The sequence below is a fragment of the Mesorhizobium sp. B2-4-15 genome, from assembly GCF_006658505.1.
Lineage (GTDB): Bacteria > Pseudomonadota > Alphaproteobacteria > Rhizobiales > Rhizobiaceae > Mesorhizobium.
In genome coordinates this window covers 14,693-30,212 of sequence record NZ_VFUZ01000010.1, presented here as the reverse complement: position 1 = coordinate 30,212, position 15,520 = coordinate 14,693, and the positions used below count along the sequence as shown (strand labels likewise).

The 15,520-nt window shown below is 63.5% G+C and carries 15 protein-coding genes; 14 read left to right on the top strand and 1 reads right to left on the bottom strand.

Translation table 11 applies throughout. The features are described from left to right. Positions 1–182: 182 nt before the first annotated feature. Together FJ930_RS13900 and zapE are read left to right on the top strand one after the other, a co-directional pair. The gene (locus FJ930_RS13900) at positions 183–722 is read left to right on the top strand and encodes a protease inhibitor Inh/omp19 family protein (protein WP_140740199.1); all 540 of its coding nucleotides are present in this window, start codon (positions 183–185) and stop codon (positions 720–722) included. A 187-nt stretch (positions 723–909) separates the two neighbouring features. Then, positions 910–2,112, top strand: coding sequence for a cell division protein ZapE (gene zapE / locus FJ930_RS13895; RefSeq protein WP_141838354.1), 1,203 nt, complete (start codon positions 910–912; stop codon positions 2,110–2,112). A gap of 60 nt (positions 2,113–2,172) precedes the next feature. Here the strand turns inward: zapE and FJ930_RS30475 are convergent, their stop codons facing one another. Beyond that, on the bottom strand, positions 2,173–2,427 hold the full coding sequence (locus tag FJ930_RS30475; RefSeq protein WP_246676913.1) for a GNAT family N-acetyltransferase: 255 nt from the start codon (positions 2,425–2,427) through the stop codon (positions 2,173–2,175). A gap of 398 nt (positions 2,428–2,825) precedes the next feature. Here FJ930_RS30475 and mdh point away from each other — a divergent pair, with 398 nt between their 5' ends. The 12 genes from mdh to FJ930_RS30100 all read left to right on the top strand — a co-directional run bounded on the left by mdh (position 2,826) and on the right by FJ930_RS30100 (position 15,505). Beyond that, the gene (mdh, locus tag FJ930_RS13885; RefSeq protein ID WP_140612906.1) at positions 2,826–3,794 is read left to right on the top strand and encodes a malate dehydrogenase; all 969 of its coding nucleotides are present in this window, start codon (positions 2,826–2,828) and stop codon (positions 3,792–3,794) included. 32 nt (positions 3,795–3,826) lie between these two features. Continuing rightward, a complete protein-coding gene (sucC, locus tag FJ930_RS13880) occupies positions 3,827–5,020 on the top strand; it encodes an ADP-forming succinate--CoA ligase subunit beta (protein ID WP_141838352.1) in 1,194 nt (397 codons plus the stop codon). Positions 5,021–5,024: 4 nt separating this feature from the next. Beyond that, positions 5,025–5,396 carry a cupin domain-containing protein gene (locus tag FJ930_RS13875; RefSeq protein ID WP_141838350.1) on the top strand — a complete coding sequence of 124 codons (372 nt, stop codon included), beginning with the start codon at positions 5,025–5,027 and terminating at the stop codon, positions 5,394–5,396. 2 nt (positions 5,397–5,398) lie between these two features. Then, positions 5,399–5,896 carry a DUF1579 family protein gene (locus tag FJ930_RS13870; RefSeq protein WP_140740187.1) on the top strand — a complete coding sequence of 166 codons (498 nt, stop codon included), beginning with the start codon at positions 5,399–5,401 and terminating at the stop codon, positions 5,894–5,896. A 12-nt stretch (positions 5,897–5,908) separates the two neighbouring features. Then, positions 5,909–6,811 carry a succinate--CoA ligase subunit alpha gene (sucD, locus tag FJ930_RS13865; protein ID WP_140740184.1) on the top strand — a complete coding sequence of 301 codons (903 nt, stop codon included), beginning with the start codon at positions 5,909–5,911 and terminating at the stop codon, positions 6,809–6,811. A gap of 138 nt (positions 6,812–6,949) precedes the next feature. Then, on the top strand, positions 6,950–9,937 hold the full coding sequence (locus FJ930_RS13860; protein ID WP_141838349.1) for a 2-oxoglutarate dehydrogenase E1 component: 2,988 nt from the start codon (positions 6,950–6,952) through the stop codon (positions 9,935–9,937). A 25-nt stretch (positions 9,938–9,962) separates the two neighbouring features. After that, positions 9,963–11,249: a 2-oxoglutarate dehydrogenase complex dihydrolipoyllysine-residue succinyltransferase gene (gene odhB / locus FJ930_RS13855; protein ID WP_141838347.1), complete on the top strand. Its 1,287-nt coding sequence runs from the start codon at positions 9,963–9,965 to the stop codon at positions 11,247–11,249. A 94-nt stretch (positions 11,250–11,343) separates the two neighbouring features. Beyond that, entirely contained in the window at positions 11,344–12,015 is a 672-nt protein-coding gene (locus tag FJ930_RS13850) for a DUF4241 domain-containing protein (protein WP_246676912.1), read from the top strand. 36 nt (positions 12,016–12,051) lie between these two features. After that, positions 12,052–12,555 (top strand): hypothetical protein, encoded by a 504-nt coding sequence (locus FJ930_RS13845; protein ID WP_141838343.1) that lies wholly within the window; start codon positions 12,052–12,054, stop codon positions 12,553–12,555. Continuing rightward, positions 12,552–13,301 carry an SDR family oxidoreductase gene (locus FJ930_RS13840; RefSeq protein ID WP_141838341.1) on the top strand — a complete coding sequence of 250 codons (750 nt, stop codon included), beginning with the start codon at positions 12,552–12,554 and terminating at the stop codon, positions 13,299–13,301. The genes FJ930_RS13845 and FJ930_RS13840 overlap by 4 nt, the downstream gene beginning before the upstream one ends. A 24-nt stretch (positions 13,302–13,325) precedes the next feature. Continuing rightward, positions 13,326–14,732, top strand: coding sequence for a dihydrolipoyl dehydrogenase (gene lpdA, locus FJ930_RS13835; RefSeq protein ID WP_141838339.1), 1,407 nt, complete (start codon positions 13,326–13,328; stop codon positions 14,730–14,732). A 608-nt stretch (positions 14,733–15,340) separates the two neighbouring features. Next, a complete protein-coding gene (locus FJ930_RS30100; RefSeq protein ID WP_181176283.1) occupies positions 15,341–15,505 on the top strand; it encodes a hypothetical protein in 165 nt (54 codons plus the stop codon). The last annotated feature ends 15 nt before the right edge of the window (positions 15,506–15,520 follow it).

Here is a 15,520-nt window from a genome sequence, read left to right as displayed (position 1 = left end):
GCCGTTGTCCCAAAACCGCTGCGCATTTTTGGCGACACGCATTATGTGATAAATCTGCAACAAATCTTGCTGCAAACCCTATTTTAACCATATCGGGTTGAAATTTCGCCACCTTCTCCATTTTGGTGGAGGTGAGATTGCGCGGACGGCGTTCCCCCCAGCCGGATCCGACGGAGGTGGTAATGAATTTTTCGAAAAGCGGCCTGGCGGCCGTATCCCTGGCTGCCCTTTTTGCAAGCGGCTGCACGACCTCGCGATTCTCGTCGATGGACGAACAGCAGCCAGCGCCGCTGCAGCCGGCGCCTTCCGGCCAGGTGACCTCCAACCAACTGCCGCCGCCGGCTTCGCCCGGCACCACCGATCCGTCGCAATTCCCGACCGCGCCGCAGAATACGCAGGTGGCTTCGCTGCCGCCGGACGGCTCCGCGCCCGCCGGTGCCGCGGACCTTAGCGCGGCAAGCGTCGCGGGCGTGTGGAACGCCAGCGTTTCCGGCCAGAGCTGCAAGATCGCGACGCCGCAGACCAAGTTCGGCGCCGGCTTCCGCGCCGGGCCGCTGCACTGCCCGGCGCCGATCGACGGCATCAAGTCGTGGAACGTCACCGGCAAGCAGCTGACGCTTTATGACGAGAATGGCGGCTCGCTGGCGCGGCTCTATTCCTCGGGCGGCTCGAAATTCGACGGCCAGACTTCCAATGGCCAGCCGATTTCGCTTACAAGGTAGCTAGTGTGCCGATATTCAGGTGATGCCGGCCTGCGAACGGCGGCTTTCTGCGCTTCCGGTGCTCACGTACCCAAAAGTACGCTCCGCTCCGGTTCTCGAAAGCCGACATTCTCGGCTCGGCCTGACCTGAATCTCAACACACCTAGTCCTCCCCGGAGCATCCTGCTCTGAACAAACGACGTGACCGATGCATCTGCGCGACGGCCTCCAGACCCATGTGACCGTCAGGCAGCGCTACGACCATCTGGTGGAAACCGGCGTGATCGGGCGCGATGCTGCGCAAGAGAGAATCGCCGCCGCGCTCGACCGATTGATCGACGAGATCTCGGCCAAGCGGCTGGCGCAAAAATCCAGTGCGCTGGGCTGGCTGTTTGCCCGCAAGCGCGACACGCATGCGGCCGTCAAGGGCCTCTACATCCATGGCGGTGTCGGCCGCGGCAAGACCATGCTGATGGACATGTTCTTCGAGCTGGTGCCGGTCAGGCGCAAGCGCCGCGTCCATTTCAACGACTTCATGGCCGAGGTGCAGGACCGCATCCAGAAGCACCGGCAGGCGCGCAAGAACGGCGACGTCAGGGAAGACGATCCGATCCCGCCCGTGGCCAAGGCGCTCGCCGAGCAGGCCTGGGTGCTGTGCTTCGACGAGTTCTCGGTCACCGACATTGCCGACGCGATGATCCTGTCCAGGCTGTTTTCGGCGCTGTTCACCAATGGCGTGGTGCTGGTCGCCACCTCGAACGTGGCGCCGGAAGACCTCTACAGCGACGGGCTCAACCGCCAGCTCTTCCTGCCCTTCATCGGCATTCTGGAACGACACGCGCAGGTGCTGTCGCTCGACAGCGACAAGGACTATCGACTGGAAAAGCTTGCCCGCACGCCGGTCTATGTCACGCCGGCCAATGCCGCGGCCGACCGGGCGCTCGACGAGGCCTGGCGGACGATGACGCGCGGCGCGCCGACAGCGGCGACATCGCTCACGCTGAAGGGACGGCAAGTGGCGGTGCCGGCCGCAGCCGGCGACGCGGCGCGGTTTTCCTTCGCCGACCTCTGCGAAAAGCCGCTCGGCGCGCGCGATTTCCTGGCCATCGCCGGGCGTTTCTCGACCGTCTTCATCGATCATGTGCCGGTGCTGGGCGAAGGCAAGCGCAATGAAGCCAAGCGCTTCATCCTCTTGATCGACACGCTCTACGACCACCATGTCCGGCTGGTGGTGAGCGCCGAGGCGCCGCCGCAAGAGCTTTACGTGGCCAAACGCGGTGTCGAGGTGTTCGAGTTCGAACGCACGGCGTCACGGCTTATCGAGATGCAAAGCCGCGACTGGCTGGAGGATTGGGCGGAGCGGCGGAAGGCGCGGACGATACCGGCGGAAGCGGGGCGGGCGCAGGCGTAGACATCAAAAGCCGGTCTGTCGCGTTCCGTCCCACCCCCCTCTATCCCGCCAGCATCAGAACTACAGCTGATACACGTACATCACAAAACTCTCCGCCTCGCCACGCCGTTCCTTCCGCGATTCATGAAGCGCCCGCGCCGGAAGATTGTCCGGCTCGGTGCCGACCCAAGCCTCCTCGCAGCCATTTTCCCTGCCGATCGCGAACACGGCGTCAAGCATTTTTCGGGCGATGCCCTGGCGCTGGAAAGCTGGCGAGACGCCGACCTCGCCGATGTAGAGTTCGGCCGGCTTGTCGGATGGATGACCGCCGCGCATCGGCCGACGACAGCGCCCTCGGCCACGGCCATGATCATGAAATAGCCCGATTGCGCGAGATAGCTGGCAAGGCGATCGGGCCCCACCGGCTCATCGAACACCTCGCCGGCCATCCGTATCACAAGGGCGTCATCGCTGGGAAAGAGCCTTCTGATCTCGATCGTCATTGTGTAAATTCCCTCAAACGGCTTGTGAACTTTGACGTTTACGTAAGTCCCAACTGGTCTAACCGATTGAAAATGCTCGCTTCAAAATAATCGGTTGAATTTATCTTGCGCCGAGGCTATGGGTGCGGCGAAATTTCGCGGTTCCCGCATCCTTCCAGCCTCTTCCTCGACGCCGTCATCAAGTCGTCAAAGATTTGGGCGCAGTCACAGACAAAGGGACATCATCCTCACATGGCACGCAACAAGATAGCGCTTATCGGCTCGGGCATGATCGGCGGCACGCTCGCCCACATGATCGGCCTCAAGGACCTTGGCGACGTGGTGCTGTTCGATATCGCCGAGGGCATTCCGCAGGGCAAGGGGCTCGATATCGCGCAGTCGTCGCCGGTCGATGGTTTTGACTCCCGGCTGACCGGCGTCAACGACTATGCCGGCATCGAGGGTGCCGATGTCTGCATCGTCACCGCCGGCGTGCCGCGCAAGCCGGGCATGAGCCGCGACGACCTGCTCGGCATCAATCTGAAGGTCATGGAACAGGTCGGCGCCGGCTTGAAGAAGTACGCGCCGAAGGCTTTCGTCATCTGCATCACCAACCCGCTCGACGCCATGGTCTGGGCGCTGCAGAAGTTTTCCGGCCTGCCCAAGACCCACGTGGTGGGCATGGCCGGCGTGCTCGACTCTTCGCGCTTCCGCTATTTCCTGGCCGAGGAATTCAAGGTCTCGGTCGAGGACGTCACCGCCTTCGTGCTGGGTGGCCACGGCGATTCCATGGTGCCGATGATCCGCTATTCGACGGTCGCCGGCATCCCGCTGCCCGACCTCGTCAAGATGGGCTGGACCTCGAAGGAGAAGCTCGACCAGATCGTGCAGCGCACCCGCGACGGCGGCGCCGAGATCGTCGGCCTGCTCAAGACCGGCTCAGCCTACTACGCGCCCGCGGCCTCGGCGATTTCGATGGCGGAAGCCTATCTGAAGGACAAGAAGCGCGTGCTGCCATGCGCGGCGCACCTCTCCGGCCAGTATGGCGTCAAGGGCACCTATGTCGGCGTTCCCGTGGTGATCGGCGCCGGCGGTGTCGAGCGCATCATCGAGATCGACCTGTCGAAGGCCGAGCAGAAGATGTTCGACAGTTCAGTGGCGGCGGTGCAGGGCCTGACCGAGGCCTGCGTCAAGATCGCGCCGCAACTCGCCTCGAAGTAAACCCCGCCAAAACGATCTGGAGACAGTTCCCCATGAACATCCATGAATATCAGGGCAAGGCGCTGCTGAAGAGCTTTGGCGCGCCGGTGGCCGAAGGCGTGCCGGTGTTCAAGGTAAGCGAGGCGGAAGCCGCGGCACAAGCGCTGCCCGGCCCGCTCTATGTGGTAAAGAGCCAGATCCATGCCGGCGGCCGCGGCAAGGGCAAATTCACTGAACTCGGCCCCGACGCCAAGGGCGGCGTTCGGCTGGCGAAGTCGGTGGCCGAAGTGGTCGCCAACGCCAATGAGATGCTCGGCCACACGCTGGTGACCAAGCAGACTGGCCCGGCCGGCAAGCAGGTCAACCGGCTCTATATCGAGGACGGCGCCGACATTGAGCGCGAGCTCTATCTGTCCATCCTGGTCGACCGCTCGGTCGGCCGGATCGCCTTCGTCGTCTCGACCGAGGGCGGCATGGACATCGAGGCGGTCGCGCATGACACGCCGGAGAAGATCATCACCGTCGCCATCGATCCCGAAAAGGGCGTGACGGCGGACGACGTGGAGAAGCTGAACGACGCTTTGAAGCTCGACGGCGATGCGGCCACCGATGGCGCCACACTGTTCCCGATCCTCTACAAGGCATTCGTCGAGAAGGACATGAGCCTGCTCGAGGTCAATCCGCTGATCGTCATGAAGAACGGCCGGCTGCGCGTGCTCGACGCCAAGGTGTCGTTCGATAACAACGCGCTGTTCCGCCATCCCGACCTGATGGAGCTGCGCGACACCACCGAAGAGGACGAGAAGGAGATCGAGGCGTCGAAATACGACCTCGCCTATGTCGCGCTCGACGGCAATATCGGCTGCATGGTCAACGGCGCCGGGCTTGCCATGGCGACGATGGACATCATCAAGCTCTACGGCGCTGAGCCGGCTAATTTCCTCGATGTCGGCGGCGGTGCGTCGAAGGAGAAGGTGACGGCGGCGTTCAAGATCATCACCAAGGATCCGGCCGTCGAAGGCATCCTGATCAACATCTTCGGCGGCATCATGAAGTGCGACATCATCGCCGAGGGGGTGATCGCCGCGGTCAAGGAAGTCGGGCTGAAAGTGCCGCTGGTGGTGCGCCTGGAAGGCACCAATGCCGAGCTCGGCAAGAAGATCATCAATGACAGCGGCTTGAATGTCGTCTCGGCCGATGATCTGGACGATGCCGCCAAGAAGATCGTCAAGGCGGTGAAGGGCTGAGCGGATGCCCCCGCGCAAGATAAACCTGGTCGAGGCGGCGGACCGGAAGATCAGCAAGGTCTTCGATCCGCATATTGCCGGCGACGTGAACGACAGCCAGGCGAAGGTCGCCAAGTTCGGTGAGGTTTTCGATTGGCACGCGCATGACCATGAGGACGAGGCCTTTCTCGTGCTGCGCGGGCGCATTGCCATTGATTTCCGTGACGGTCCCGTCGAGCTTGGCGAGGGCGATTTCATCGTCGTGCCGCGCGGCGTCGAGCATAGGCCGCGATCGCTCACGGCGGAGCCGGTGGTGTTGATGTTCGAGCCGGCGACGACGCTCAACACCGGCAATGCCAAGAGCGACCTCACCGTCTCTGACCTGAAGCGGCTCTGACCATGAACGCCGCATCCTTCTCTTCGCTCTCGTCCGGTCATCAGCGCCTGCAGGCGCTGATCGGCGCGTGGCGCGGCGAGGAAGAGGTGGCGGGCACGCAATGGACCGACGCCGGCACGGCGACCGCGGATGTGCTGGCGGAGGCGCAGTTCGGCGGCCTGTTCGTGCTGCAGCGCTATCGCCAGCGCCGCGACGGCACGGTGTCCTTCGGCGCGCACACCGTGTTCGGATTCGACCAGCAAAACAGCGTCGTGACCATGCACCAGTTCGACTCGACGGGGTTCGTGCCGGCCTTGCCTGCGTCCGGTGCCTGGAACGGCGACGAACTCACTCTGGATCGGTCGTCACCGCGTGGCTCGGCGCGCGTGGCTTATATCTTCGACGATGCCGACACCTACCGCATGCGACTGCACTTCAAACCCGCTGGCAGCGATGCCTGGCAAGACATGGTGAGCGGCATCTACCGGCGCGTCTCGCCTTCCTCGATCAACGGTTTTTAGAAAAGGGCTCCGATGTCCATTCTCGTCGACAAGAACACCAAGGTGCTGGTGCAAGGCCTGACCGGCAAGACCGGCACGTTCCACACCGAACAGGCGCTGGCCTATCACGGCACCAAAATGGTCGGCGGCATCCACCCGAAGAAGGGCGGCGAGACCTGGACCGGCGCCAAGGGCGAGACCTTGCCGATCTTCGCCAGTGTCGCCGAAGGCAAGGAAAAGACCGGCGCCAATGCGTCCGTCGTTTATGTGCCGCCGGCGGGTGCTGCCGAAGCCATCATTGAAGCTATCGAGGCAGAGATCCCGCTGATCGTCTGCATCACCGAAGGCATTCCCGTCATGGACATGGTCAGGGTCAAGGCGCGGCTCGACCGCTCGACCTCGCGACTGATCGGTCCGAACTGTCCGGGCGTGCTCACCCCCGACGAATGCAAGATCGGCATCATGCCCGGAAACATCTTCCGCAAGGGTTCGGTCGGCGTTGTATCGCGCTCGGGAACGCTTACCTATGAGGCGGTGTTCCAGACCACCAATGTCGGTCTCGGCCAGACGACAGCCGTCGGCATCGGCGGCGACCCCGTCAAGGGCACCGAGTTCATCGACGTGCTCGAGATGTTCCTCGCCGACGACGAGACCAAGTCGATCATCATGATCGGCGAGATCGGCGGTTCGGCGGAGGAAGACGCCGCGCAGTTCCTCAAGGACGAAGCCAAGCGTGGCCGCAGCAAGCCGATGGCCGGCTTCATCGCCGGGCGCACGGCGCCGGCCGGCCGCACCATGGGCCATGCGGGCGCGGTCATCTCCGGCGGCAAGGGCGGCGCGGAAGACAAGATCGCGGCGATGGAATCGGCCGGCATAAAAGTTTCGCCATCGCCGGCACGGCTTGGCACGACACTGGTCGAGGCGATCAAGGGTTAGTGAGTAGTCAATAGTGAGTAGTGAAAAGGGAAGAACGTATGAGTAGTCGCTGAGTCGGAAATTTCCATTTTTCTACTCACTACCGACTACTCACTATTCCCCTTGAAAAGGAGACGAAGCCAAGGCTTCGACAATCACATGGCACGACAAGATCAGGCCAACGATCAGTTTTCGCTCACCTCTTTCCTCTATGGCGGTAACGCCGACTACATCGACGCGCTCTACGCGGCGTATGAGGACGATCCCGCCTCGGTCAATCCCGAGTGGCAGGAGTTCTTCGCCGGGCTGAAGGACGATGCCGGCGATGTGCGCAAGAACGCCAAGGGTGCGTCCTGGGCCAAGCCCTCCTGGCCGCTGCAGGCCAATGGCGAACTGGTGTCGGCGCTCGACGGCAATTGGGGCATCGTCGAAAAGCACCTGGAAAAGAAGGTCAAGGACAAGGCGGTCACCAACGGCGTCGTGCTGTCCGACGCCGACGTGCACCAGGCGACGCGCGATTCGGTGCGCGCCATCATGATGATCCGCGCCTTCCGCATGCGCGGCCATCTGCACGCCAATCTCGACCCGCTCGGCATCGCCAAGCCGCTCGAGGATTATAACGAGCTGTCGCCGGAGAATTACGGCTTCACCGCAGCCGATTACGACCGGCCGATCTTCCTCGACAATGTGCTCGGGCTCGAATTCGGCACCATCCGGCAGATGCTGGAGATATTGACCCGCACCTATTGCTCGACGCTGGGCGTCGAGTTCATGCACATTTCCGATCCCGAGGAGAAGGCCTGGATCCAGGCGCGCATCGAGGGCGCCGACAAGGAAATCTCGTTCACCGCCGCCGGCAAGAAGGCGATTCTGTCGAAGCTGGTCGAGGCGGAAGGCTTCGAGCAGTTCATCGACGTCAAGTACAAGGGCACCAAGCGCTTCGGCCTCGACGGTGGTGAATCGCTGATCCCGGCGCTGGAGCAGATCGTCAAGCGCGGCGGCCAGCTCGGCCTGAAGGAAATCGTGCTCGGCATGGCCCATCGTGGCCGCCTCAACGTGCTCTCCCAGGTGATGGCGAAGCCCCATCGCGCCATCTTCCACGAGTTCAAGGGCGGTTCGGCCGCCCCCGACGAGGTCGAGGGCTCGGGCGACGTCAAGTACCATCTCGGCGCCTCGTCGGATCGCGAGTTCGACGGCAACAAGGTGCATCTGTCCTTGACCGCCAACCCGTCCCACCTGGAAATCGTCGACCCGGTGGTGATGGGCAAGGCGCGCGCCAAGCAGGATTATCTGTTCGGCCGCGGCCGCGAGGAGATCGTGCCGCTGGAGGAGCGGGCCAAGGTGCTGCCTCTGCTCCTGCACGGCGACGCCGCCTTCGCCGGCCAGGGCGTGATCGCCGAAATCCTCGGCCTGTCCGGCCTGCGCGGCCACCGCGTCGCCGGCACGCTGCATTTCATCATCAACAACCAGATCGGCTTCACCACCAATCCGCGCTTCTCGCGCTCGTCGCCCTATCCGTCAGACGTAGCCAAGATGATCGAGGCGCCGATCTTCCACGTCAATGGCGACGACCCGGAAGCCGTGGTCCATGCCACCAAGGTGGCGATCGAGTTCCGCATGAAGTTCCACAAGCCGGTGGTCGTGGATATGTTCTGCTACCGCCGCTTCGGCCACAATGAGGGTGACGAACCGGCCTTCACGCAGCCGATCATGTACCGCAACATTCGCACCCACAAGACGACGGTGCAGATCTATGCCGACCGCCTGATCGCCGAAGGCCACATCGCCCAGGCCGAATTCGACAAGATGAAGGCCGACTGGCGCGCGCATCTGGAATCCGAATGGGAAGTCGGCCAGCACTACAAGCCCAACAAGGCCGACTGGCTGGACGGCGCCTGGTCGGGCCTGCGCACGGCCGACAATCAGGATGAGCAAAGGCGCGGCAAGACCGCCGTGCCGGTCAAGACGCTGAAGGAAATCGGCAAGAAGCTGGCCGAGGTGCCGAAGGGCTTCGAGGCGCACAAGACGATCATCCGCTTCCTTGAGAATCGCCGCGAGGCGATCGAGTCCGGCGAAGGCATCGACTGGTCGACGGCCGAGGCGCTGGCTTTCGGCGCCATCCTGCTGGACGGCAATCCGATCCGCCTGTCGGGGCAGGATTCCGAACGCGGCACCTTCTCGCAGCGCCATTCCGTGCTCTACGACCAGCGTGACGAGACCCGCTACATCCCGCTGAACAATCTGTCGGCGGCGCAAGCCGGCTACGAAGTCATCAATTCGATGCTGTCGGAAGAGGCGGTGCTGGGCTTTGAATATGGCTACAGCCTGGCCGAACCGAAGGCGCTGACCCTGTGGGAAGCGCAGTTCGGCGACTTCGCCAACGGCGCTCAGGTGGTGTTCGACCAGTTCATCTCGTCGGGCGAGCGCAAGTGGCTCAGAATGTCGGGCCTCGTCTGCCTGCTGCCGCATGGCTATGAAGGCCAGGGCCCGGAACATTCCTCGGCCAGGCTGGAGCGCTTCCTGCAGCTTTGCGCCGAAGACAACATGCAGGTGGCGAATTGTACGACGCCGGCTAACTATTTCCACATCCTGCGCCGGCAACTGAAGCGCGACTTCCGCAAGCCGCTGATCCTGATGACGCCGAAGTCGCTGCTGCGTCACAAGCGGGCGGTGTCGACGCTGCCGGAAATGTCGGGCGAAAGCTCGTTCCACCGGCTGCTGTGGGATGACGCCCAGCTGTTGCCGAACCAGGCGATCAAGCTGGTCAAGGACAGCAAGATCCGCCGCGTCGTGCTGTGTTCGGGCAAGGTCTATTACGACCTCTACGAGGAGCGCGAGAAGCGCGGCATCAATGACATCTACCTGCTGCGCGTCGAACAGCTCTATCCGTTCCCGGCCAAGGCGCTGATCACCGAATTGTCGCGCTTCCGCAATGCCGAGATGGTGTGGTGCCAGGAGGAGCCCAAGAACATGGGCGCCTGGTCGTTCATCGACCCGTATCTGGAATGGGTGCTGGCGCATATCGACGCCAAGCATCAGCGGGTGCGCTACACCGGCCGACCGGCGGCCGCGTCGCCTGCGACCGGATTGATGTCGAAGCACCTTGCCCAGCTCGCCGCCTTGCTCGAAGACGCGCTTGGCGAATAGACCTCAGGAACAACGGACAGGCACAATGGCTACCGAAATCCGCGTCCCCACTCTCGGCGAATCCGTCACCGAGGCGACCATCGGCAAATGGTTCAAAAAGGTCGGCGATGCCATTGCCGTCGACGAGCCGCTGGTCGAGCTCGAAACCGACAAGGTGACGGTCGAGGTTCCGGCCGCCGCCGCCGGCACGCTTGGCGAAATCACGGCCAAGGAAGGTGAGACGGTCGGCGTCGGCGCATTGCTGGGCTCGATTTCGGCTGGAGGCGCGGCCGCGCCGGCGGCCAAGCCGCAGGCCGTGGCGCAGGCGTCGAGCCCCGACGCGGCGCAGACCACCAAGCAGGCCGCCGCCGAGACCGCCAAGATCGCCGGCGATGCCGGGCCGGTCGAGCCTCGCACCATGCCGCCGGCGCCGGCGGCTGCGAAACTGATCGCCGAGAACAATCTGTCGGTCGACCAGCTTTCCGGCTCGGGCAAGCGCGGCCAGGTGCTGAAGGGCGACGTGCTCGACGCCATCTCCAAGGGGGCGCCATCGCAGCCGGCAGAGACACCGAAGGCGGCACCGGCTCCCGCCGCCCCTGTCGCCGCCCGCGCGCCATCCTCGGGAGACGATGCATCACGCGAGGAGCGCGTGCGCATGACCAAGCTGCGCCAGACCATCGCGCGCCGGCTCAAGGAAGCGCAGTCGACCGCCGCCATGCTGACCACCTTCAACGAGGTCGACATGAGCGCGGTAATGGCGCTCCGGACCAAGTACAAGGACGTGTTCGAGAAGAAGCATGGGGTGAAACTCGGCTTCATGGGCTTCTTCACCAAGGCCGTCACCCACGCGCTGAAGGAAATCCCGGCGGTCAACGCCGAGGTCGACGGCACCGACATCATCTACAAGAACTTCGCCCATGTCGGCGTCGCCGTCGGCACCGAGAAGGGGCTTGTCGTGCCGGTGGTGCGCGATGCCGACCAGATGTCGATCGCCGAGATCGAAAAGGAGATCGGCCGGCTGGGTATCGCCGCGCGCGACGGCAAGCTGTCGGTCGCGGACATGCAGGGCGGCACGTTCACCATTTCCAACGGTGGCGTCTACGGGTCGCTGATGTCGACGCCGATCCTCAATGCGCCGCAGTCGGGCATCCTCGGCATGCACAAGATCCAGGACCGGCCGGTCGTGGTCGGCGGCCAGATCGTCATCCGGCCGATGATGTATCTGGCGCTCAGCTACGATCACCGCATCGTCGACGGCAAGGAAGCGGTGACCTTCCTGGTGCGGGTCAAGGAAAGCCTGGAGGATCCGGAACGGCTGGTGCTCGATCTGTGATCGGAGCTGATCCGCAATGGGCAACTGGGTAGAGGAGTTAGGGTTCAGGCTAGGCCGTGTGCTGCGGATGTTGCGGCGTGAGCCCTGGACTTCCATGACCATGCCGACCGCGTCGGCCGAATGGAATCCGGCGCAAGCGAGCAGCAATCTCGGCCTCTTCGACCTGAGCGAAGCGCAAATGGCGGAGCGAGAGATAACCGTCACAGCGATCGGCGAGTTGAATTTGCCGACAGGCGAAATCATCGCCTGCGATCCGCTGACTACCGGAATCGACTGGCCAGCATTGAGCCGCAAGATCAAACCGGGGCGCTACCCGGTCTCGCTGCTTGAGGCACAAGGCCGTGTTGCCGCGGCAGTCCTGTGTTTCCGGCCCGGCAAGCCAATTCGCTGGGAACTGGCAACCTTGCCCGGCCAGGATGCATCGACCTTGAAGGGCGACGAGGTATTTGGCTATCCCGTCGATGCCGGCCTTGGTTCGTTCATGGACAGGATGGCGATGGCGTTGATGTCGGATCAGCAAGACAAACTTGAGGCCGACCAGAATTACTATGACGACGTGCTCGCAACCGAGTTCGCGCCCAACCAGGACCGGTTCGTCATGCACTATCCCGTTGCTGGTAACCCGATCAACGTTGCGATGTTCTGGAGTGGTTGGGGTGACGGGATCTATCCGTCTTTCTGGGGATTGAATGCGGCCGGCGAGCCGTTGCTTTTGATGACGGATTTCGGCGTGCTGGAAAACGCCGACGGCCGCGAAAGCCACTAGGCCGCTATAATGCAACGCAACGCGCTGGCATCCCTCATGATCAAATGTGCCGCTGGGGTGCCAGCGATCCTGTTCACCGGCTCGACAGCCTTCGCCACCTGCCCGATCGAGCTTGCCATCTATGGTGATGCCCAAGGCGGTGCCGAGACGAGCGGCGCCGAGATCGATTTCACGCCGGCCGGTACCTCGGCGACCGTCACCAACACGTTTCGGTTGATCCTCGACAACAATGTCGTGCTGAACGGCATCGTCATGTGGACGCAAGGGGTTCCTCGGCCGAACGGTTCCTTGATGTACAAATGCCCGGAGGGCGATGCCACCGGCCAGGAGCTTGCCGCCTGCACGCTGTGGAATGGCGTCATCTACACGTCTGACGACAAGGGCAATATTGGGCTTTTGCCGGCCGAAGGCATCGAGGCGCCGAAAACCCTGGTCCTGGCTGACCTCGGGCCGGTGCTGCGGCAATCCCGCGCCTTTGGCGGCGGCGGCTTTTCGAAAGTGCCGTCGGATGTATTTGCCCTGAAGGGATGCCAGGAATGAGCGGGAAGGTTCTGCTGGTCACCGGAGGCAGCCGCGGCATTGGCGCGGCGATTTGTCGGCTCGGGTCGAAGGCCGGCTATCGCGTCGCGGTGAACTACGCCTCGAACAAGGCTGCCGCCGAGGCGCTGGTCGCCGAGATCGAAGCCGGCGGCGGCGAGGCGTTTGCCCTCAAAGCCGATGTCGGCAGCGAGGCCGATATCATGGCCATGTTCGGCGCAGTCGATCGCGCCTGCGGCGGGCTCGACGCGTTCGTCAACAATGCCGGCATCGTCGACGTCAAGGCTCGTATCGACGAGATGAGCGCTGAACGGCTCGAACGCATGATGCGCATCAACGTCGTCGGTTCGTTTCTCTGCGCCCGCGAGGCGGTGAAGCGCATGTCGACACGCCACGGCGGCAAGGGCGGGGCGATCGTCAACATCTCGTCCGCCGCCGCCAGGCTCGGTTCGCCCGGCGAATATGTCGACTACGCCGCCTCCAAGGGCGCGATCGACACCATGACCGTCGGCCTGGCGCGCGAGGTGGCGCTGGAGGGCATCCGCGTCAATGCGGTCAGCCCCGGCATCACCGACACTGAAATCCATGCCTCCGGCGGCCAGCCCGATCGCGTGGCGCGGATGCAGGACATGCTGCCGATGAAGCGGGCGGGCACGGCCGATGAAGTCGCAAGCGCGGTTCTCTACCTTCTGTCGGATGCGGCTTCCTATATAACGGGCGCGATCCTGAACGTAAGCGGCGGCCGCTGAGCGCCAAGCAAAAGGAAAACATGGATGGCTTATGACGTCGTTATTATCGGATCGGGACCGGGCGGCTATGTCTGCGCCATCAAGGCGGCACAGCTCGGGCTGAAGGTCGCGGTGGTCGAGAAGAACGCAACCTTCGGCGGCACCTGCCTCAATATCGGCTGCATCCCGTCCAAGGCGCTGCTTCATGCCTCCGAGATGTTCGCCGAGGCTGGCCATTCCTTCGATACGCTGGGCGTCGAGATACCGGCACCGAAGCTCAATCTGAAGAAGATGATGACGCACAAGGACACGACCGTGGCGTCGAACGTCAACGGCGTCGCCTTCCTGTTCAAGAAGAACAAGATCGACTCCTTTCGCGGCACCGGCAAGGTGATTTCGGCCGGCAAGGTGTCGGTGACCGGCGAGGACGGCAAGGTCGAGGAGATCGAGACGAAGAACATCGTCATCGCCACCGGCTCCGACGTCGCCGGCATTCCCGGCGTCAAGGTCGATTTCGACGAAAAGGTGATCGTGTCGTCGACAGGCGCGCTGTCGCTGGAAAAGGTTCCCGGCCATCTCCTGGTGGTCGGCGGCGGCGTCATCGGGCTCGAGCTCGGCTCGGTCTGGGCACGGCTTGGCGCCAAGGTCACGGTCGTCGAATTCCTGGACACGATCCTCGGCGGCATGGACGGCGAGGTCTCCAAGCAGTTCCAGCGGCTGCTCTCCAAGCAGGGTTTCGAGTTCAAGCTCGGCGCCAAGGTCACCGGCGTCGCCAAGGCCAAGAAGGGCGCCAGCGTCACCTTCGAGCCGGTCAAGGGTGGGGCGGCCGAGACGATCGAGGCCGACGTCGTGCTGATCGCCACCGGCCGCCGCGCCTATGCCGACAGTCTCGGCCTCAAGGAGGCCGGAGTAGAGGTCGACGAGCGTGGCCGGGTCAAGACCGACGGTCATCTCAGGACCAATATGCCTGGCATCTATGCCATCGGCGACGTCATCGCCGGACCGATGCTGGCGCACAAGGCCGAGGACGAGGGCATGGCGGTGGCCGAAACCATTGCCGGCCAGGCCGGCCATGTGAACTACGACGTCATTCCGAGCGTCGTCTATACCAGCCCGGAAATCGCCTCGGTCGGCAAGACCGAGGAAGAGCTGAAGAAGGCCGGCATCGACTACAAGGTGGGCAAGTTTCCGTTCAGCGCCAATGGCCGGGCACGCGCCATGCTGCACACGGACGGTTTTGTGAAGATCCTGGCCGACAAGGCCAGCGACCGCGTGCTCGGCGTGCATATCGTCGGCTTCGGCGCCGGCGAAATGATCCATGAGGCGGCGGTGCTGATGGAGTTCGGCGGCTCGTCGGAGGACCTCGCCCGCACCTGCCACGCACATCCGACGATGTCGGAAGCGGTGAAGGAAGCGGCGCTGGCGACCTTCTTCAAGCCGATCCATATCTAGGGGCAACGGTTCGCCGGGCCATGCTTCGCCCGTCCTGCTCCGTGGCGCTCGCAAGAGTTTGTCAGCGTCGCGCTGCCCCTCATCTGGCTGCCGCCATCTTCTTCCCGTGAACGGGGAGAAGGACGCTGTCGTCGGCGGTTTCGCCAATTGTCAGCGTTGCAAGGAAGAAGCGCCGGCGCTGGCACCAGCCTCTTTCTCCCCGTTTACGGGGAGAAATGCCCGGCAGGGCAATGAGGGGCGGCACTGCCATTGACGGTATCCCGTAGAGGCAGTTCCCGTCCGGGTTGCCGCATGCTCCAAAACAAGACGGCCCGCTTTTCAGCGGGCCGTCTCGGATTTGGCACTGAGCCGCTTACTGGGCGGGTGCTGGCGCCGGGGCTGGCGCGGGTGCCGGAGCCGGGGCTGGCGCGGGTGCTGGCGCAGGAGCGGGTGCTGGAGCTGGAGCTGGAGCCGGGGCGGGAGCAGGTTCGGCTGGCTTGGCCGGTTCAGCAGGCTTCATCGGTTCAGCCGGTGCGGGCGCCGGGGCCGGTGTGCTGGCGGCCGGTGGCTCGGCGGGTGCCGGATGTTCACCTCTTCTTCCGAAAACGTAATACGCTACAACCGCCAGGATGACCACGACCAGCGCAATCAGCCAAGTGCTGCCGCCGCCGCTCGGCCGTGGAGCATTGGTGGTCGAATTGTACGGGTCGTTTGGATTTGGTGCGTTCGCCATAAATCTGTCCTCCGAGAAAATGAAAATGATCAATCAACATCCATCAACGCGCAACCGTTGAATGGGTTTCACGCTA